Source organism: Streptomyces sp. NPDC101225 (assembly GCF_044767585.1).
Classification (GTDB): Bacteria; Actinomycetota; Actinomycetes; order Streptomycetales; family Streptomycetaceae; genus Streptomyces.
Map to the genome: position 1 here is coordinate 30,498 of NZ_JBIWOE010000026.1, position 19,485 is coordinate 49,982.

Here is a 19,485-nt window from a genome sequence, read left to right on the forward strand (position 1 = left end):
GGTACGGGGATGAGTGTCGGCACGAGCAGGGCACGCGACGCGCGTCGCACGCCCGCGCCCCGGCACGGCGACCTCGCCGGGCTCGGCATCGATCCCGACGAGCTGCCCGACGGCCTCGTCGTCGCCGACGAGCACGGCCGCGTCATCTGCTTCAACGCCGCGGCCGAGCGCATCACCGCCGCCCCCGCCGCGCACGTCCTCGGGCAGCGGCTGGAGAAGGCGCTGCCGCTGGAGGACATCGAGGGGCGCCGCTGGTGGCAGCTGACCGACCCCTACGGCGGCCTCGCCATCCGGGTCCGCCAGCCCGAGCGGAACCTGCTGCTCCCCGGGGGCCGGGAGGTCCTCGTCTCGGCCCGGTACGTCCGCGGCGAGCCCACCGGCCCGGTCCGCCGCGTCGTGGTCTCCCTGCGCGACACCGAGGCCCGCCGCCGCACCGAGCGCAGCCATGCCGAGCTGATAGCGACGGTGGCCCACGAGCTGCGCTCGCCCCTCACCTCCGTCAAGGGGTTCACCGCCACGCTCCTCGCCAAGTGGGAACGCTTCACCGACGACCAGAAGCGGCTGATGCTGGAGACCGTCGACGCCGACGCCGACCGGGTCACCCGGCTGATCGCGGAGCTGCTCGACATCTCGCGGATCGACTCGGGGCGGCTGGAGGTCAGGCGCCAGCCGGTCGACATCGGCGCGGCCGTCGGACGCCACATCCAGGCCTACGTCGCCGCCGGCCAGCCCGCCGACCGCTTCCTGCTGCGCCTGGAGCAGCCGCTGCCCGCGCTGTGGGCCGACCCCGACAAGGTCGACCAGGTGCTCAGCAACCTGCTGGAAAATGCCGTGCGGCACGGCGAGGGAACCGTCACGATCGACATCACGGCCACGGCGTCCCCGCGCGAGGGGGAGGACGCCGGCACGTCGGTCACGGTGAGCGACGAGGGGCCCGGCATCCCGGAGGAATCCATGAACCGCGTCTTCACCCGCTTCTGGCGGGGCAGCAAACGCGGCGGCACGGGCCTCGGGCTCTACATCGTCAAGGGCATCGTCGAGGCCCACGGCGGCACCATCACGGTCGGCCGCGCCCCCGGGGGCGGAGCCGAGTTCCGATTTACGTTGCCCGTGGCGGCGCCGGCGTATCTCGCCTAGCGGCCCACGGGCGCATTCGCATACTCCGACCCCGTTAGACTCGGCCCTTGGCACCTTTGCGTCCGCCACCGGAGACGAGGCGTCTCCAGGTCGGGACGGGGCACGTCAGCCAGCCAATCGGAAGCACGGGAAGAGATGTCGGCACCGAATAAGTCGTACGACCCGGTCGAGGTCGAGGCGTTGAAACCGGAAGAGATCGAGCGCATGCGGGACGAGGCGCTCGCCGCCTTCGCCGCCGCGGACTCCCTCGACGCGCTCCAGGAGGCCAAGGTCGCCCACACCGGCGGCACCTCGCCGCTGGCCCTCGCCAACCGCGAGATCGGCGCGCTGCCCCCGCACGCCAAGGCCGCCGCCGGCAAGCTGGTCGGCCAGGCCCGCGGCGCGGTGAACAAGGCGCTCGGGGCCCGCCAGGCCGAGCTGGAGGCCGAGCGCGACGCGCGCGTGCTGGTCGAGGAGGCGGTGGACGTCACGCTGCCCTACGACCGCGTGCCGGCCGGCGCCCGCCACCCCCTGACCACGCTCTCTGAGCGCATCGAGGACGTCTTCGTGGCCATGGGCTACGAGGTCGCCGAAGGCCCCGAGATCGAGGCCGAGTGGTTCAACTTCGACGCCCTGAACATCGGCCCGGACCACCCGGCCCGCGGCGAGCACGACACGTTCTTCGTGCAGGGCCCCGAGGACGGCACCGAGTCCGGTGTCGTGCTGCGCACCCACACCTCGCCGGTCCAGATCCGCTCGCTGCTGAGCCGTGAGCTGCCGGTCTACGTGATCTGCCCCGGCCGGGTGTACCGCACCGACGAGCTCGACGCCACGCACACGCCCGTCTTCCACCAGGTCGAGCTGCTCGCCGTGGACGAGGGCCTGACCATGGCCGACCTCAAGGGCACCCTCGACCACATGGTCCAGTCGCTGTTCGGCGAGGGCATGAAGACCCGGCTGCGGCCGAACTTCTTCCCCTTCACCGAGCCGTCCGCCGAGATGGACATGGTCTGCTACGTCTGCCGGGGCGAGTCCGTCGGCAACCCCGACCGGCCCTGCCGCACCTGCTCCAGCGAGGGCTGGATCGAGCTCGGCGGCTGCGGCATGGTCAACCCGCGGGTGCTCACGGCCTGCGGCGTCGACCCGGAGAAGTACAGCGGCTTCGCCTTCGGGTTCGGCATCGAGCGGATGCTGATGTTCCGCCACAACGTCGAAGACATGCGAGACATGGTCGAGGGTGACGTCCGGTTCACCCGGCCGTTCGGGATGGAGATCTGATGCGGGTCCCGCTTTCTTGGCTGCGGGAGTACGTCGACCTGCCGGCGACGGAAACCGGCCGTGACGTCCAGGACAAGCTCGTGGCGGCCGGGCTCGAGGTGGAGACCGTCGAGCACCTCGGCGCCGACCTCAAGGGCCCGCTGGTCGTCGGCCAGGTGCTGACCATCGAGGAGCTGGAGGGCTTCAAGAAGCCGATCCGCTTCTGCACCGTCGACGTCGGCCAGGCTGGGGGCACCTCCCAGGCGTTCGGCTCTGGGGGAGGCACCGGTGAGCCCCAGGAGATCGTCTGCGGCGCCCGCAACTTCGCCGTCGGCGACAAGGTCGTCGTGGTCCTGCCCGGCGCCACCCTGCCGGGCGGCTTCTCGATCTCCGCGCGCAAGACGTACGGCAAGACGTCGCACGGCATGATCTGCTCCAGCGACGAGCTGGGCATGGGCGACGACGGCAGCAAGGGCATCATCGTGCTGCCGCCGGAGACCGAGGTCGGCAAGGACGCCGTCGAGCTGCTGGAGCTGGTCGACGAGGTCCTGGACATCGCCGTCACCGCCAACCGCGGCGACTGCCTGTCCATCCGCGGCGTCGCCCGCGAGACCGCCATCGCCTACGGCCTGCCGCTGCGCGACCCGGCGCTGATCGACGTGCCCGGCCCGAACGCCTTCGGCTACCCGGTGCGGGTCTCCGACCCCGCGGGCTGCGACCGCTTCACCGCCCGCACGGTGACCGGCCTCAGCCCCGAGGCGCGCTCCCCGATCTGGCTCCGGCGCCGGCTGCAGAAGGTCGGCATGCGCCCGATCTCGCTCGCCGTCGACGTCACCAACTACGTGATGATGGAGCTCGGCCAGCCGCTGCACGCCTACGACCGCTCCCTGGTCGAGGGCACCATCGGCGTCCGCCGTGCCGAGCCCGGCGAGAAGCTCGTCACCCTCGACGGCACCGAGCGCGAGCTCGACGCCGAGGACCTGGTGATCACCGACGAGCGCGGTCCCATCGGCCTCGCCGGTGTCATGGGCGGCGCCGACACGGAGATCGCCGATCACGACGACACCGAGAACGCCACCAGCGACGTGGTGATCGAGGCCGCGCACTTCGACGCGGTGTCGATCGCGCGCACGGCCCGCCGTCACAAGCTGTCCTCCGAGGCGTCCCGCCGCTTCGAGCGCGGGGTCGACCCGCAGGCCGCGGCCGCCGCCGCGCAGCGCACGGTCGACCTGCTGGTGCTGCTCGCCGGCGGCAGCGCCGAGGCCGGTGTCACCGAGGTCGTCGCGCCGTCCGCGCCGCACACCATCACCGTCGCGGCCGACCACCCGGACCAGGTGGCGGGCGTCGACTACGGCCGCGAGACCGTCGTACGGCGGCTTCAGGAGATCGGCTGTGACGTCTACGGGCAGGACGAGCTGATCGTCACCGTGCCGTCCTGGCGGCCCGACCTGCTGGAGATCAACGACCTCGCCGAGGAGGTCATCCGCCTGGAGGGCTACGAGAACCTGCCCTCCACCCTGCCCAAGCCGCCGTCCGGCCGCGGTCTGACGCACCGTCAGCGTCTGCACCGCCGCATCGGCCGCGCGCTGGCCGGGGCGGGCTACGTCGAGGCGCCGAACTACCCGTTCATCGGCGAGCAGGTCTTCGACCAGCTGCTGCTGGAGGCCGACGACCCGGCGCGCCGCGCGGTGAAGCTGACCAACCCGCTCAACGACGAGGAGCCCGCGCTCCGTACGTCGCTGCTGCCGGGCCTGTTCGGCGCGCTGCGCCGCAACGACGGCCGCGGCTCGCACGACCTGGCCCTCTTCGAGACCGGCCTGGTCTTCCGGCCGCGCGAGGAGCAGCAGGTCGCCGCGGCCCTGCCGGTCGACCGGCGGCCCACCGACGAGGAGATCGCCGAACTCGACGCCGCGCTGCCCGAGCAGCCGCGCCACGCCGCCGTCGTCCTGGCCGGCGCCCGCGAGCAGGCCGGCTGGTGGGGCAAGGGCCGTCCGGCGGACTGGGCGGACGCCGTCGAGGCCGCGCGGGCCGTGGCCCGTGAGGCCGGCGCCGAACTGACCGTGCGCAGCGGGCAGTACGGCCCCTGGCACCCGGGCCGCACGGCCGAGCTGGTGGTCGTCGCGGACGGTGCGGACAAGGTCGTCGGCCACGCCGGCGAGCTGCACCCGCGCGTGATCAAGGCGCTCGGCCTGCCGGCGCGCACCTGCGCGATGGAGATCGACCTGGACGTGCTGGAGGCGGTCGGCAACGACACCCCGCAGGCGCCCGGCATCTCCACGTTCCCCGTGGCCACGCAGGACGTCGCCCTGGTCGTCGACAAGGCCGTGCCGCACCACGGCGTGGAGGCCGCGCTGCGCGAGGGCGCGGGCGAACTCCTCGAAGGCATCCGGCTGTTCGACGTCTACGAGAACGACGAGCAGCTCGGCGCGGGCCGCAAGTCGCTGGCGTACGCGCTGCGTTTTCGCGCGGGGGACCGGACGCTGACCGTGGAGGAGGCCTCCGCCGCTCGGGACGCGGCGGTCGCCCTCGCGGGCGAACGGACGGGAGCTGTGCTCCGGGGCTAGCCCCTCAAGACGCCGCAGTTACCCGGTGAATATGCCCCTCACCTGCATAAATGCGAGTGGCCTGTGGGTGCTCACTCATTCGGGTGACAATCTCGGATGATCTGGCCCTGTCAGGCCATGCGGTGGACAGAATCGGACCGGTCTCTAGGGGCCGGTCCGTCTGTGCTGTCGGGGCCTATTTGGGGGGCCAATCGGCATGATCCGCATCAAGCCCGGGGTTCGCCGCGGCGCGGGGAGGCGGCCGCTGCGCCGGGTGCTCGCGCTGGGGCTGCCCACCGTATGGGGCGCCATGGCGATCTCGTACAAACTGGCCTGTCCGCTGGCCCAGCAGAACGGTCTGGGCGCACGGGTCGTCACCAGCGCCGTCTTCTTCGCCGTCGGAACGGGACTGATCCTGCACGTCCGGCACGCGCTGCTGCGGGAACTGAAGGAGGCCCGCCGGGTCGCGGGCGTCGCGCAGAGCGCGCTGCTGAGACCGCTGCCGCCGCGGATCGCGGGGCTCAGCGTCGCCGCCGCCCAGGTCTCCGCCGACCGCGGTGCGGCCATCGGCGGAGACCTGTACGAGGCCATCGCGACCGAGCACGGTGTGCGGGTCGTGATGGGCGACGTGCGCGGACACGGCCTCGCCGCCGTCAGCACGGTCGCCGCCGTCCTGGGCAGCTTCCGCGAGGCGGTGCACGACGAGCCCGAACTCGGCTCCGTGCTGAGGCGGCTGGAGCGCGCCCTGGCCCGGCATCTGCGCGAGCGGGCGCGCAGCGAGCACCCCTCGGCCGGAGCGGAGCCGGACCACCCGGTCGCCGAGGAGTTCGTCACCGTACTGCTGCTGGAGATCGGGCCCGACGGAGAGATGCGCCTTCTCAACTGCGGGCACCCCTGGCCCCATCTGCTCGGCGAGGGACGGGCGGAGCCCATGGTCCGAGCGGATCCCCTCCCTCCGCTCGGACCATTCCCGCTCCCGCCCGAACTGGACGTGCGGCACTGCGGCCGTCTGCTGCCCGGCGAGACCCTGCTCCTCCACACGGACGGCGTGGAGGACGCCAGGGACGGCCGTGGCCGGTTCTTTCCGCTGGGCGAGGTCCTGGCCCGACATGTGCGCGACACCCCCGTGACCGTCCCCCAGGCGGTCCTCGGATCGGTCTTCACCGCACTGCTCCGCCACACGGCGGGAGCTCCGGCGGACGACGTCGCCCTGCTCGCGCTGGCGAACGACCGCCGACCGCAGCTGGCGGTGGGGGCGCGGGGAACTGCGCGAACAGCCTCGACGCACCCGCAGCCGACCACGCGCCCCTGACGCCATGGCGCTCGGCCACGTGGCCCGGCCGCCGGCAGGCCGTCCGCCCCGCCACGGAGTGTCGGGCAGGCAGCTGGGCGGACGGCGCGAGAACGGGCCACCGCACTGTACGAGGGGGAGCCGGCGGCCCGGCCGGCCTCTTTGCGAGGCATTTCAGTCAACCGGCTGGAAACTCTCCGCGACAGCGCGCGCACACTGCGGATTCGAGCACTCCGTTCACACCCCGTGTGAAGCCGCTCGCACTAGTCTGACGGGCACCGAGCCACCCGGGGGGCACCCATGCAGCCCAACACTCTGCTCGACGCGATCCTGGACGAGGCCGGGATCTCGCATGCGGGGCTGGCAGCACACGTCAATCAGGCGGGGCGGGCGCGGGGTCTCGCGCTGCGTTACGAACACACCGCCGTGGCACGGTGGCTGAAGGGGCAGCGGCCGCGCGGTCAGGTGCCCGACCTGATCTGCGAGGTCCTCGCGGGCCGGCTGCACCGCCCCGTCACCCTCGACGACATCGGCCTCGGCGTCCCCGGTGAACCGTCGGCGCCGCACGGCACCTCCCTCTCCGGCTTCGTCGAACGGGCGACCGCGCTGTGGCGCTCCGACGAGCAGCAGCGCCCGCATCTGCTGGGCGCGCCCGCGGTGACCGGCACGCCCGCGGTCATGCCCGTGTGGGAGTGGGAGAACCCGCCCGAGGACGTCGACGTCTCGCGCGGCGGCCGGCACCGGGTCACCCCCGCCGACCTGGAGATGCTGCGCGCCGCCCGCACCCACTACGAGCAGATGTACCGCAAGGCCGGCGGCATCGCGACCCGCACCAGGATCGTCGGCTTCCTCAACGCCGAGGCCGCCCCGCTGCTGCGCGGCAGCTACACCGACGCCACGGGGCGTCAACTGCACCGGGCGACGGGCGGGTTGGTGGCGATCGCGGGGATCTGCGCCTACGACTCCGACGCGCACGGTCTCGCCCAGCGCTACTTCCACCAGGCGCTGCGGCTGGCCAAGGCCAGCGGCGACCGGGGACTGGGGGCGTATGTGATCGCGCTGCTGGTCAACCAGTCCCTGTTCATGCGGGAGTACCGGCAGGCCGTCGCCTTCGCGGAGGCCGCGCTGCGGGCCGCGGGCAAGCACATCACCCCGGCCCTCGCCTGCGACCTCTACGCGATGCAGGCCAAGGCGTACGCGCACCTGGGCGACGGCACGACCGCGCTGTCCTGCATCCGGCGGGCCGAACAGGCCGCAGAACGTATCCGGCGCGGGTACGAGCCCGACGAGACCGGCTATGTGCAACCGGGGTTGGTCAACGTCCAGGTGGCGGAGGCGCTGCTCAGCCTCGGCGAACTCGTGGCCGCGGGGGAGCACGCGGCGGCCGCCGTCGACAATCCGGCGCACGACCGGGGCCGGGTGCACCGGCTCGCCATGCTCAGCACGATCGAACTGCGCCGGGGCAACGCCGACAAAGCCGTGGCCACCGCGGTGCAGATGGCCGAACAGGCGCGCGGAATGGAGTCCCAGCGACTGCGCGACAGACTCCGGGCGGTACGTGAACACCTGGTGCGCAGCGGCTGCGCGGGTACCTCGGAGGCGGCCGAACTCATCGACGGCGCACTGCGCGTACCGCTGTAGACCGGTTTCCCGGCACCGCCGAACCACAGTCCCTGCTGCGATATTGCCACTTACTCGACGGAAGGTGGCAGAACCGTGCAGTGGACGAAACAGAACGAACAAACCGTGTACGCGAACCGCTGGTTCGACGTGAATCTCGCGGACGTCGAGCTGCCGGACGGCCGGCATCTCGATCACTTTCTGATACGGCTGCGGCCCGTGGCCGTGGCGACGGTGGTGAACGAGGCCAACGAAGTCCTCCTCCTGTGGCGCCACCGCTTCATCACCGACAGCTGGGGGTGGGAACTCGCGGCCGGTGTGGTCGAGGACGGCGAGGACATCGCCGCCGCGGCCGCCAGGGAACTCGAGGAGGAGACCGGCTGGCGGCCGGGACCTCTGCAGCACCTCATGAGCGTGGAGCCGTCCAACGGCCTCACCGACGCCCGGCACCACATCTACTGGGCCGACGAGGGCGCATACGTCGGGCATCCCGTGGACGACTTCGAGTCGGACCGCCGGGAATGGGTCCCCCTCAAGCTCGTCCCCGACATGATCGCCCGCGGAGAGGTCCCGGCCGCCAACATGGCGGCCGCGTTACTGTACCTGCACCACCTCAGGCTCGGGCAGGACGCCTAGGTGTTCCGCCCCGGCAGGTTGTGGACGGGTGAGGCAGGTCCGTCCGGGCCGGCCCCGATCCTCCCGCGTCCTGGTCCGGTGTCAGTGGCCCAGGGCCTGCCATATCGTCGCCACGAGCGCGCCCACGGCGGTCAGGGCCGCAATCGCGGGCAGCGGCCAGCGGGCGTGCTCCAGCACGATGATCCGTGCGCTCAGGTCGTCCATCTCCTTGTCGGTCTCCTCGGTCCGGTGGTTGAGCAGAGCGAGTCCTCCCTCGACGCGTGCGTAGGCGACGTCGAGGCGGCGGCGTAACTCTGCGAGTTCTCCTTGGACCACGGGATGCTCGGGGTCGGCGGTCACGGGTCCGCTCCTTTCCGTAGTCGGCACATCCCTTGCATGCGCATGAGGAGTCAACTCGCCTGGTGGACGGGAGGGGAGCGTGTGCGAACGGCATATGCGGGCCCGCGGCGCACACGGTGTGTGAATGGCGCGGGCCCGGCACCTCGAAAGGTGCCGGGCCCGCGTTCGTCGCACTGTGTAGCCGCCACCCTGGAACGCGCAGGGTGCGGCGGGCCGGGGCGCGGGCGTCAGCGGTAGCTGTAGAACCCCGAGCCGGACTTCCGGCCGAGCCGGCCCGCGTCGACCATGCGCTGGAGCAGCGGGGGAGCGGCGTACAGCGGCTCCTTGTACTCCTCGTACATCGAGTACGCGACGGACGCGACCGTGTCCAGCCCGATCAGGTCGGACAGCTTCAGCGGGCCCATCGGGTGGGCGCAGCCGAGCTCCATGCCGTTGTCGATGTCCTCGCGGCTGGCGATGCCCGACTCGAACATCCGGATCGCGGACAGGAGGTAGGGGATCAGCAGGGCGTTGACCACGAAGCCGGAGCGGTCCTGGGCCCGGATGGCGTGCTTGCCGAGCACCTTCTCGGTGAACAGCTGGGCGCGGCCGAGGGTGTCCTCGGAGGTGGTGAGCGCCGGGATCAGCTCCACCAGCTTCTGCACGGGCGCCGGGTTGAAGAAGTGGATGCCGACGACCTGGTCGGGGCGCGAGGTGGCGACCGCGAGCTTGGCCAGGGGGATCGAGGAGGTGTTGGAGGCCAGGATCGCGTCGGGCCGGGTCACGACCTGATCGAGGACCTGGAAGATCTCCGTCTTGACCTGCTCGTTCTCGACCACGGCCTCGATCACCAGGTCCCGGTCGGCGAACTCGCCGAGGTCGGTGGTGAAGCTGAGCAGCGCCTGCGTGGCGTCCAGCTCCTCCTCGGTGATCTTGCCGCGCTCGGCCGCCTTGCCCAGGGAGTTGTACAGCCGGGTGCGGCCGATCTCCAGGGCTTCGCCGGTGGTCTCGGCGACCTTGACCTCCAGTCCGGAACGGGCGCACACCTCGGCGATGCCGGCTCCCATCTGGCCGCAGCCCACAACTCCGACGCGCGCAATGTCTCCCGCCGGGATGTCAGTCACATCGTTCCCTTCGCTGATCTACGGGTGGGCGGCAGGTCTCCGCTGGTTCGGCCCCTGCTCCGATCGTGCACGTTACTCCCAAGTATCGATGATCGATCGTCCGGGTACGGGCATCCTGGGCCGCGGAAACCATCCGTGACCGTGCGGATCCTTACTGTATGGGGGTGCCCCGACGATGGGCCGAGTCTCGCGCAGGGCGTTCACGCTGGCCGCGCTCGCCACCCTGGCGGGGGCGCCGGACGGGACCGCGGCGCCGCGGCGCCGCGACGCGGCAGCCGAGATGCGGGGGATGTGGGTGGCCACCGTGGCCAACCGGGACTGGCCCTCCCGCCCGGGACTGACCCCGGCCGAGCAGCGTGCGGAGCTGGCCGGGCTGCTCGACCTGGCGGTGCGCAACCGCCTCAACGCCGTGATGTTCCAGGTGCGTCCGGCGGCGGACGCGCTGTGGCCCTCGCCCTACGAGCCCTGGTCGGCGTTCCTCACCGGGACCCAGGGCCGGGACCCCGGCTGGAACCCGCTGGAGACGGCCGTCCGGGAGGCGCACGACCGCGGTCTGGAACTGCACGCCTGGTTCAACCCCTACCGCGTCGCCACCCACACGGACCTGACGAGGCTCGCCCCCACCCACCCGGCGCGCCTGCGCCCCGACTGGGTGGTGCCCTACGGCGGGAAGCTCTACTACAACCCGGGGCTGCCGGAGGTGCGCGCCTTCGTCCAGGACGCGATGCTCGACGCCGTCCGCAAGTACCCCGTCGACGCCGTGCACTTCGACGACTACTTCTATCCGTACCCGGTGGCCGGCCAGGTCTTCGACGACGACGCGGCCTACGACAGCCACGGCGGCGGCTTCTCCGGCAAGGCGGCCTGGCGCCGCGACAACGTCGACCGGCTGGTGCTGGAGATGGCCGCACGCATCAGGCGGACCCGGCCCGGCACGCGGTTCGGCGTCAGCCCCTTCGCGGTGTGGCGCAACGCCGCGACCGACCCGCTCGGCTCGGACACCCGGGCGGGCGTGCAGACCTACGACGACCTGCACGCGGACACCCGCAGATGGGTGCGCGAGCACTGGATCGACTACATCTGCCCGCAGGTCTACTGGAACATCGGGTTCGCCGCCGCCGACTACGCCACGCTCGTGCCCTGGTGGGCGGAGGTCGCGCGCGGCACCGGCACCCGGCTCTACGTGGGGGAGGCGCTGTACCGGGCCGGCGACCCGGCGCAGGGTGCGGCCTGGCAGGACCCCGCGGAGCTCTCCCGGCATCTCGCCCTGGCGCGGCGCCACCCGCAGGTGCGCGGACACGTCTACTTCGCCGCCCGGGACGTGGCGGCGGACCGTGCCGGGGCGATGGCACGGGTGGTCGCCGACCACTACCGCCGGCCGGCGAGGCCCCCGCGCTGATCTACTGCTGCGTCTCCTTGTGCCGGATCTCGGTGTCGGGGCCGGGGGAGCACACGCCCACGTGCCCGTCCTCGAAGCGGACGCGGAACGGCGGAGTGCCCTCCGGTCCCAGGACTTCGACGATCTCGCCGACCTTGTCGTGCTGTCCGACCACCCTGCCGTGCTGGACAAGCTGGTCGCCCACGGTTGCCTGCATGTGAAGGGCCTCCTCACCGATGTGCGGGAGCAGCGGTCCGTGGCCGAGTCTACGGCGCGGGCCCCGGGTTGGGACCGGCGCGTGCGCGCCGCTCAGCCCCGCGCCCGCTGGGTGACGGCGATGCACACGAGGACCGCCGCGGCCGTCAGCGGTGCGGCGGCCGTCAGATGCTCGCCCAGCAGCACGGACCACACCAGTGTGAGCAGCGGCTGCGCCAACTGCAACTGGCTGGCCCGGGGGATGCCGATCGCCGCCATGCCCCGGTACCAGACGACCAGGCCGAGGAACTGCGAGCCCGCCGCGACCCAGAGCACTCCGGTCACGCTGTGCGCGGTCAGCCGCACGGGCTCGTACGACAGGGCGAGCGCCGCGGCCGGCACGCTCAGCGGCAGGCACAGGACCAGGGCCCAGCCGATGACCTGCCAGCCCGGCATGGCCCGGGCCAGCCGGCCGCCCTCGGTGTAGCCGGCCGCGCACACCAGCAGCGCGGCGAACAGGAAGAGGTCGGCGGTGGTCAGCGCGCCGCCGCTCTGCTGCACCGTGAAGGCGACGACCGCGGCCGCGCCCGCGAGGGCCGCCGTCCAGAAGGTGCGCGAGGGCCGGTGGCCCGTGCGCAGGGCGGAGAACAGGGCGGTCGTGAGCGGGAGCAGTCCCACCACGACGGCCGCGTGCGCGGTGGAGGAGGTCTCGAGCGCGAGCGTGGTGAGCAACGGGAAGCCGGCCACGACCCCGGCGGCGACGACCGCGAGCGGGGCCCAGTGGCGCCGGCCCGGCAACCGCACCCGTGCGGCGAGCAGACAGGCGCCCGCGATGAGCGCGGCCAGCACACTGCGGACGGCCACCAGCGACCAGGGCCCGAAGCCTTCGAGCCCCCAGGCGGTGGCGGGGAAGGTGAGGGAGAAGGCGGTCACACCGAGGACGGCCTGGAGCGTGCCGCCGACGGCCGGCGCCTCCGGCGGGGCCGTCACCGCTATCCGCTCCGAGGCGGTAGCGCTATTCTGTGCTCTCATGCAACAGCGTAGCAGCGTCGGTGAGCTGGCGGATGAGCTGCGAGGGGAGCTTGACCGCTACTCTCCCGGTGGAAAGCTCCCGTCGAGTCGTTCCCTCGTCGAGCGGTTCCGGGTCAGCCCGGTGACCGTCTCGCGGGCCCTGGCCCGGCTGGCCGCCGAGGGACTGGTGGTGACCCGGCCGGGCGCGGGCGCGTTCCGTGCCGAGCCGCGGGACAGGGGCGCCGCGGCCGGTGACACCTCCTGGCAGGAGGTGGCCCTGAGCGCGGACGGGGCCGCCGACCTCGTACCGCGCACGGTCGACGCGTCCGGCGTGGTCGTGTCGCTCGCCGCGCCGCCGCCCGGGGTCGTCGAGTTCAACGGCGGCTACCTGCACCCGTCCCTGCAGCCGGAGCGGGCGCTGGCGGCGGCGCTGGCCCGGGCGGGCCGCCGTCCCGGTGCCTGGGGACGGCCGCCGCTGGAGGGGCTGCCGGAGCTGCGGGAGTGGTTCGCGCGCGGCATCGGCGGCGGTGTCACCGCGGCCGAGGTGCTGATCGCCGCGGGCGGTCAGTCGGCCCTGACCACGGCCCTGCGCGCCCTGGCCCCGCCGGGCGCCCCGGTGCTCGTCGAGTCCCCGACCTATCCGGGCATGCTGGCGATCGCGCGCTCGGCCGGTCTGCGCCCGGTCCCCGTCCCGGTGGACCAGGACGGCGTCAGACCGTCCCTGCTCGCCGACGCGTTCCGTGCCACCGGCGCCCGGGTCTTCGTCTGCCAGCCCCTGTTCCAGAACCCGACGGGCGCGGTCCTCGCCGCGGACCGCCGCGCCGAGGTGCTGCGCATCGCCCGCGCGGCCGGGGCGTTCGTCGTCGAGGACGACTTCGTACGGCGGCTCGTGCACGAGGACGCCGGCCCGCTGCCGAGCCCGCTGGCGGCCGACGACCCCGACGGCGTCGTGGTCCACGTCGGCTCCCTGACCAAGGCGACCTCGCCCAGCTTCCGGGTGAGCGCGCTCGCCGCCCGCGGGCCGGTGCTGGAACGGCTGCGCGCCATCCAGATCGTCGACACCTTCTTCGTGCCCCGGCCGCTGCAGGAAGCGGCCGTGGAACTCGTCGGCTCCCCGGCCTGGCCCCGTCATCTCCGCTTCATCTCGGCCGAGTTGAAGACCCGCCGGGACACGATGACGGCGGCTCTGCGCCTGCGGCTGCCCGAACTGGCCCTCCCGCACATCCCGTCGGGCGGCTACCACCTGTGGCTGCGCCTCCCCGACGGCACCGACGAACTCGCCCTCACCTCCGCCGCCCTGCGCGCGGGCGTCGCCCTCACCCCAGGCCGCCCCTACTTCAGTGCCGAACCCCCGGCCGCACACGTGCGGTTGAGCTTCGCGGCGGTCGCGGGGGCCGGAGAGATCACGGAGGGGGTTCGCCGGCTGCGGACGGCGTTCGAGGAGGTGCGCGCGCCGCGCCGCGCGTGACCCCGGCGGGCCGCGGAACGGGAAAACCGCTCGACGGCCCGTCCCCGCACCTGCGAGCCTCCCGCCATGAGCGACGCGGTGAAGCTTCCTGAGGGGTACGAGATCTCGGCCGACACCGGGCGGATCGACGTCGACCGGGTGCACCGGTGGCTGTCGACCGACGCCTACTGGGCACGGGGGCGGCCGCGGGAGAAGCAGGAGCGGGCGGTGGCCGGATCGCTGAACTTCGGCGTGTACGACATGATTTCGGGCGATCAGGTGGCGTATGCCCGGGTCGTCACCGACCGTGCGACCTTCGCCTGGCTGTGCGACGTCTACGTCGGCCGTTGCGTGCGGGGCAAGAACATCGGGACGGCCCTGGTGGGCGCCGTACGCGATCATCTGGAGCCGTACGGCCTGCGGCGCGTCCTGCTCGCCACGCACGACGCCCACGGCGTGTACGAGAAGCTCGGGTTCCGCGGACTGGCGCGGCCCGACCATTGGATGGCGCTGGTGTTCTGAGCGGCCGGATTGCGTCACTTGTCCGCCAGGTCCTGACCCTGAAGTAAGGCTTCGGCCACCGTGGGTGACTCGTGACCGCGCGCCCTTGACCTGCGCACCTCTGCGACACACCATCGGCCCATGCACCTCAGGGCCACGTTCGTCGCCGCCGCGCGCAGCTCCCCGCTGCTCGCCGAGCACTTCCAGGACGACCGCCCCCTCGACCAGGCCGGCTGGGGCGAGGTGCAGCGCGCCGCCCCCGACCTGATCCCGCTGGCGGCGGCCGATCTGCGCTACTGCTCACCGACGCCGCGCAGCCGCGCGACCGGCGACGCCCTCGGCTACGCCCCCCTGGTGCAGCTCGCGCTGCGCGACTGCGACATGGGCCGCTGGTGCGGTCTCACGCTCGGCGAGGCGATGGCCCGCGAGCCCGAGGCCGTCGACGCCTGGCTCGCCGACCCGAGGGCCGTCCCGCACGGCGGCGAGTCGCTGCTGACCTTCATCTCCCGCGTCGGCAACTGGCTCGACACCCGCCCGTTCGAGGACGGCGGCCGTATCGTCGCCGTGGCCGAGCCCTCCGTGATCCGCGCGGCCCTCGTCTACGCCCTGAAGGCCCCGCCCTCCACCTACTGGAACCTCGACGTCCGCCCCCTGTCGACCACCACGGTCACCGGTCACGCCGGCCGCTGGAACCTGCGCTTCGACGCCCACTCGACCCAGTCGTCCCGCGCCTAGGGGTGTCTGAACATTCCCGCACGTACTCGGTGGCCAGGACGAGATCCTTCGCCGGCCCGCCCACCCGCCACACCGTCCGCCAGTGATCCGCGTCCCGGACCGTGAACTCGCCGCGGTAGAAGTCCGCCGCGCACGGATGGTCCGCGACATACCGGCCGGAGGTCAGGTCCAGGTCGTGGAACGGCCGGCCGTCGGCGAAGCGCACGACCGCCGTCCCCGGTGAACCGCCCGGCAGGAAGCGCAGGGTGCGCTCGGCGGGGCGGGCGACGCCCTGCCAGGTGAACGTGCCGGACTCCTCGTGCAGCAGTCCGCCGTCCGCGAGCGGGCCGAAGACCGTCGTCCCCTCGAAGTGCCCCTCGGCGCCGCTCGACAGATCCCGTACCGTCCGCTCGACATGCCACGGCCCGGCCAGGTGGGCGAGGACGTCCGGCACGGGCCACCACTTGTCCGGCGTATGCATGCCGCCGACCCTACTCCGGGCGCCGACCCGGGCGGGCCCGAAATTCACGCTAAAACTACACACCGGGAAAGTCCTGTTTCCCTTCCGTTCACTCCACCGAAAATCCCCGCCCGTATTCGGAATTGTCGCCACCACTTTTCATGGTCGGCACAACCAATCCGAATGCCGCGCCGTCTGAACGGTCGAATCGATAAACCGCGGGGAGTGACGAGCAATGAAACGCCCGAGCCTGTCCGCGGCCGTTTCGAGTGACCATTTCGCACCGAGGAAGGCCGCCGCACTGCTCGCGGCCGTCATCACCGTCACCGCGCTCTGCGTCGCCGACACGGCCGCCCGCAGCTATCCGTTCGGCCCCGGCACACGCAGCGTCAACGACCTCGGCAACCAGTACGTGCCGTTCCACGCCCACCTCTGGGACCTGCTGCACGGACGGGCCGACGGCGGCCTCTTCCTCAACTGGCAGTCCGGCTACGGCGCCGGCTTCCTGCCGGACCTCGGCACGTATCTGAGCAGCCCGTTCGCGCTGCTCGTCGGGGTCTTCCCGCGGGACGGGATCGACCTCGCGGTGTACGTGGTCACCGTGCTGAAGACGGCGTGCGCGGGCGCCGCGGCGGCCTGGCTGCTGCTGAGCCTGCGCCGCGGGCCCTGGTGGGGAGCGGGGCTGCTCGGCGCCTCGTACGCCCTGTGCGGCTGGAGCGTCGCGGTCGGCTCGTACAACCCGATGTGGCTCGACGGCCTGATCGCGCTGCCGCTGCTGTGCCTGGTCGCGGAGTGGACGCGGCAGGGCCGGCGCCCCCTGCTCGGCGTCGGGGTGGTCGCCCTCGTCTGGATCGCCAACTTCTACACCGCCTACATGGCCACGCTCGCCGCCGGTGCGGTGCTGCTGCTCAGGCTGTGGCTCGCCGAACCCGTGCTTCGGCGGCGGGCGGCGGCCGCGGGCCGCGCCGCCGGCACCGTCCTGCTCGGCGTCGGCCTCGCCGCCCCGCTGCCGGCCGTCGTGTACTTCGGCACCGCACACGCCTACCCCGGCCGGCAGGTGCGCTTCCGGCCGGTGCCGGCCGAGGACCTGCTGGCCCGGCTGCTGCCGACGACGTACAGCTTCAGCAGCCCGGCCGTCTACGCCGGGACCGCGGCGCTCGTCCTGGCCCTCGCGCTGCCCTTCCACCGCAGGGTGCCGCGCCGGGTGCGCGCCGGGTGGACGCTGCTGACCGTCGCGGTCGCGCTGTCGCTCCAGTGGGCACCGACCCAGCTGGTCTGGCACGCCTTCGCCACCCCGCAGGGCAGCGCCTACCGCGAGGCCTTCGTGCTCTGCGCGCTGCTGGTGGTCGCCGCCTGGCACACGCTGTCGTACGGACCGCCCGACGCGCGGGCCCTGGGCGCGGCGGGCGGGCTGCTGGCGCTGATCACCGCCGTCGCGAGCCGCAGCGCCCTCGTGCACCCCGTGACCTGGGCGGTGTTCCTGCTCGCGATCGCCGGGGCGTTCGGCGGGCTGGCCCTGCTGCGGTACACGGACGCCGGCCGGCGCACCGGCACAGGCCCCCGCGCGGACGGCGGACGCCGCGTCGTGGCGGCCGGATCCGCCCTGGCGCTGCTCTTCGGCGGGCAGTTCGGCGAGGCGACGGCCACCTCCGCCGTCGCCACCCGGCTGCGGCTCGGCCACATGGACGACTACGCCCCCTGGGGCGCACGTCAGCAGGCCCAGGCGGAGGCGATCGCGCGGGCCGACGGCTGGCCCCGCTACCGCACCGACCCGGGCCGCGAACAGACCGTCGCCAACGACCCGCTGAGCGTCGGCGGCCAGGGCGCCCAGTACTACAGCAGCCTCACCTCGGACGTCCTCAGCCGTACGCTCACCGCCCTCGGCGGCGGCTGGAGTTCCCGCGGCCGCAGTGTGCAGAGCCTCGACAACGCCGTCACCGACGCGATCTTCTCCGTCGGTGCACGGGTGCACTCCCCGCCGGACCCGCACCAGACCTGGTCCGAGCGGGACGGCGGCGGGCTCACGGTGTCGCGGCAGGACGTGCCGCCGCTGGTCACGGTGCACCCCTCGGGCGCGTCCGCCACCGGCTGGGGCCCCTCGCCGTACCGCAACCAGGAACTCCTGCTCGGCGCCCGCGTCTACACCGTCCCCCGCATCACCGTGCGGACCGGCAAGGGCCTGCCGCCGAGCCGCGACCCCCGCCACCCCGGGCTGCTCGTGGGGGTGCCGGACCCCGGCAGCGCGCGGCTGCCGGCCGTCACCGCCGGCTGCCCGGCCGGCAGCGAGGTGTACCTGTGGGCGCCGCACTTCTGGGGCACCGCGCGGCTCGCCGGCGGCGGCCCCACCGGGCGGTTCCGGTCGGACGCCCGTGTCACCAAGATCGCCGGCATGCAGCGGCTCGGCACGGTCCCGGCCTCGGGGCGGGTGCACATCGACCTGACTCCGAAGGCCACCGGCACCGTCCCGGACGGCGCGGTCGGCTGCCTGGACACCGCCCGGCTGCACAGCGCCGTCGTCCGCCTCATGGCCACCGGAGCCACCCGGGTCACCGTCTCGGGCGACTCCGTCAGAGCCGAACTGCCCCGTGGCAGCAGGGGCGTCGCCGTCGTCGCGGCCCCGCGCATCGCCGGCTGGCGCTGCGCCGCGGGCGAGGCGGACGCCCGGCCGGCGGGGGAGTACCACGGCCTGATCGCCGTGCCCGTCGACGGCCCGGCCACCACTGTCATCTGCACCTTCCACCCGCCCGGGCTGCGGCTCGGCACGGCCGTCGCGGCCGCCGCGCTGCTGACCCTGGCGCTGCTCGGCGTCCTCGCCGCCGTCCGCCGGCGGCGCCCCGCCGCATCGCCGCCCACCACGACCACCCGACCGCGCGAGCCCGTGACCGGCGCTCGGTGACCGCGTCCCTGGGGGAGAAATCCATGCTCATATCGATCGTCGCACCCTGCTACGACGAGGAAGACGTCATCGAGCTCTTCCACGGCCAGGTCCAGCAGATCGCGGACCGACTGCTGCCGCTGGGGCACGACATGGAGTTCGTGTACGTCGACGACGGCAGCCGCGACCGTACGCTCGCGGCCCTCGAGCGGCTCGCCGGGCGGGACGCGCGCGTGCGGTACGTCTCCTTCAGCCGCAACTTCGGCAAGGAGGCGGCCCTGCTGGCCGGGCTGCGCCACGCCTCCGGCGACTCCGTGGTCGTCATGGACTGCGACCTGCAGCATCCGCCCGAACTCATCGTGCGCATGGTGGAGTTGCGCGAGGAGGGCCACGACCAGGTCATCGCGCGCCGCACCAGGACCGGCGACCGGATGACCCGCACCCTCACCGCCCGCCTCTACTACCGGCTCGTCAACCGCCTGGTCGACGTCGAACTGGTCGACGGCGTGGGCGACTTCAGGATGCTCTCGCGCCGCGTGGTGGACGCGGTCGTGGACCTCAGCGAGTACAACCGCTTCTCCAAGGGGCTGTTCGCCTGGGTCGGCTTCCCGAGCACCACCTTCGAGTACGAGAACGCCGCCCGCGGGGCCGGCCGCAGCTCCTGGAGCCTGAGGAGCCTGCTCAACTACGGGATCGACGGACTGCTCTCCTTCAACAACCGGCCGTTGCGCGCCGCCCTGCACCTCGGCACGGTCCTGCTGACGATCGCCGGCCTCTACACGGCGTGGATCGTCGGCGCCGCGCTCGTCAACGGGGTGCAGACCCCCGGCTACGTCACGATCATCACCGCCGTCACCGGAGTCGCCGGAGTGCAGATGATCATGCTCGGCGTCATCGGGGAGTACACCGGCCGCATCTACTACGAGGTCAAACGCCGCCCGCACTTCCTGGTGAAGGCGACCAACGTGGACCGGGCGAAGGACCTCATCCGGTGAGGGC

The 19,485-nt window shown here is 73.0% G+C and carries 16 protein-coding genes and 1 pseudogene; 12 read left to right on the forward strand and 5 right to left on the reverse strand.

Annotated elements, in window-relative coordinates:
• Window positions 1-9: 9 nt before the first annotated feature.
• The 6 genes from ACIRPX_RS30000 (at window position 10) to ACIRPX_RS30025 (ending at window position 8,463) form a co-directional block, all read left to right on the forward strand.
• Window positions 10-1,137 (forward strand): ATP-binding protein, encoded by a 1,128-nt coding sequence (locus ACIRPX_RS30000; RefSeq protein ID WP_404201036.1) that lies wholly within the window; start codon window positions 10-12, stop codon window positions 1,135-1,137.
• Between the two features lie 135 nt (window positions 1,138-1,272).
• Window positions 1,273-2,394, forward strand: coding sequence for a phenylalanine--tRNA ligase subunit alpha (pheS, locus tag ACIRPX_RS30005; protein ID WP_404201038.1), 1,122 nt, complete (start codon window positions 1,273-1,275; stop codon window positions 2,392-2,394).
• Window positions 2,394-4,937, forward strand: a complete 2,544-nt coding sequence (gene pheT, locus ACIRPX_RS30010; protein ID WP_404201040.1) for a phenylalanine--tRNA ligase subunit beta — start codon at window positions 2,394-2,396, stop codon at window positions 4,935-4,937. The genes pheS and pheT overlap by 1 nt, the downstream gene beginning before the upstream one ends.
• A 196-nt stretch (window positions 4,938-5,133) precedes the next feature.
• Window positions 5,134-6,228, forward strand: a complete 1,095-nt coding sequence (locus ACIRPX_RS30015) for a PP2C family protein-serine/threonine phosphatase (protein WP_404201042.1) — start codon at window positions 5,134-5,136, stop codon at window positions 6,226-6,228.
• A 279-nt stretch (window positions 6,229-6,507) separates the two neighbouring features.
• A complete protein-coding gene (locus ACIRPX_RS30020; RefSeq protein ID WP_404201044.1) occupies window positions 6,508-7,848 on the forward strand; it encodes a transcriptional regulator in 1,341 nt (446 codons plus the stop codon).
• 75 nt (window positions 7,849-7,923) lie between these two features.
• Complete coding sequence (locus ACIRPX_RS30025) at window positions 7,924-8,463, forward strand: NUDIX hydrolase (protein ID WP_404201046.1); 540 nt, start codon at window positions 7,924-7,926, stop codon at window positions 8,461-8,463.
• Between the two features lie 81 nt (window positions 8,464-8,544).
• Here ACIRPX_RS30025 and ACIRPX_RS30030 read toward each other — a convergent pair whose 3' ends face one another.
• Together ACIRPX_RS30030 and ACIRPX_RS30035 are read right to left on the reverse strand one after the other, a co-directional pair.
• Window positions 8,545-8,802 carry a hypothetical protein gene (locus ACIRPX_RS30030; protein ID WP_404201048.1) on the reverse strand — a complete coding sequence of 86 codons (258 nt, stop codon included), beginning with the start codon at window positions 8,800-8,802 and terminating at the stop codon, window positions 8,545-8,547.
• Between the two features lie 227 nt (window positions 8,803-9,029).
• Entirely contained in the window at window positions 9,030-9,905 is an 876-nt protein-coding gene (locus ACIRPX_RS30035; protein ID WP_404201050.1) for a 3-hydroxybutyryl-CoA dehydrogenase, read from the reverse strand.
• Between the two features lie 175 nt (window positions 9,906-10,080).
• On the opposite strand from ACIRPX_RS30035, the gene ACIRPX_RS30040 reads away from it, so the two are divergent.
• Complete coding sequence (locus ACIRPX_RS30040) at window positions 10,081-11,304, forward strand: glycoside hydrolase family 10 protein (RefSeq protein ID WP_404201052.1); 1,224 nt, start codon at window positions 10,081-10,083, stop codon at window positions 11,302-11,304.
• 1 nt (window position 11,305) lies between these two features.
• Here ACIRPX_RS30040 and ACIRPX_RS30045 read toward each other — a convergent pair whose 3' ends face one another.
• On the reverse strand, window positions 11,306-11,500 hold the full coding sequence (locus ACIRPX_RS30045; RefSeq protein ID WP_384253410.1) for a DUF1918 domain-containing protein: 195 nt from the start codon (window positions 11,498-11,500) through the stop codon (window positions 11,306-11,308).
• 92 nt (window positions 11,501-11,592) lie between these two features.
• Complete coding sequence (locus ACIRPX_RS30050) at window positions 11,593-12,510, reverse strand: DMT family transporter (RefSeq protein ID WP_404201054.1); 918 nt, start codon at window positions 12,508-12,510, stop codon at window positions 11,593-11,595.
• Here ACIRPX_RS30050 and ACIRPX_RS30055 point away from each other — a divergent pair.
• The 3 genes from ACIRPX_RS30055 (at window position 12,509) to ACIRPX_RS30065 (ending at window position 15,172) form a co-directional block, all read left to right on the forward strand.
• Window positions 12,509-13,957, forward strand: a complete 1,449-nt coding sequence (locus tag ACIRPX_RS30055) for a PLP-dependent aminotransferase family protein (protein WP_404201056.1) — start codon at window positions 12,509-12,511, stop codon at window positions 13,955-13,957. The genes ACIRPX_RS30050 and ACIRPX_RS30055 overlap by 2 nt on opposite strands.
• A 66-nt stretch (window positions 13,958-14,023) precedes the next feature.
• Window positions 14,024-14,458, forward strand: coding sequence for a GNAT family N-acetyltransferase (locus ACIRPX_RS30060; RefSeq protein ID WP_404201058.1), 435 nt, complete (start codon window positions 14,024-14,026; stop codon window positions 14,456-14,458).
• 120 nt (window positions 14,459-14,578) lie between these two features.
• Window positions 14,579-15,172, forward strand: coding sequence for a histidine phosphatase family protein (locus ACIRPX_RS30065; protein ID WP_404201060.1), 594 nt, complete (start codon window positions 14,579-14,581; stop codon window positions 15,170-15,172).
• Between the two features lie 13 nt (window positions 15,173-15,185).
• Here the strand turns inward: ACIRPX_RS30065 and ACIRPX_RS30070 are convergent.
• Window positions 15,186-15,632 (reverse strand): annotated as a pseudogene (locus ACIRPX_RS30070) (DUF6314 family protein); the annotation flags it as partial.
• A gap of 214 nt (window positions 15,633-15,846) precedes the next feature.
• Between ACIRPX_RS30070 and ACIRPX_RS30075 the strand changes: the two are divergent.
• Both ACIRPX_RS30075 and ACIRPX_RS30080 read left to right on the forward strand, forming a co-directional pair.
• Window positions 15,847-18,507 (forward strand): YfhO family protein, encoded by a 2,661-nt coding sequence (locus ACIRPX_RS30075; protein WP_404201062.1) that lies wholly within the window; start codon window positions 15,847-15,849, stop codon window positions 18,505-18,507.
• A gap of 23 nt (window positions 18,508-18,530) precedes the next feature.
• Window positions 18,531-19,481, forward strand: coding sequence for a glycosyltransferase family 2 protein (locus ACIRPX_RS30080; protein ID WP_404201064.1), 951 nt, complete (start codon window positions 18,531-18,533; stop codon window positions 19,479-19,481).
• Window positions 19,482-19,485 lie beyond the last annotated feature (4 nt).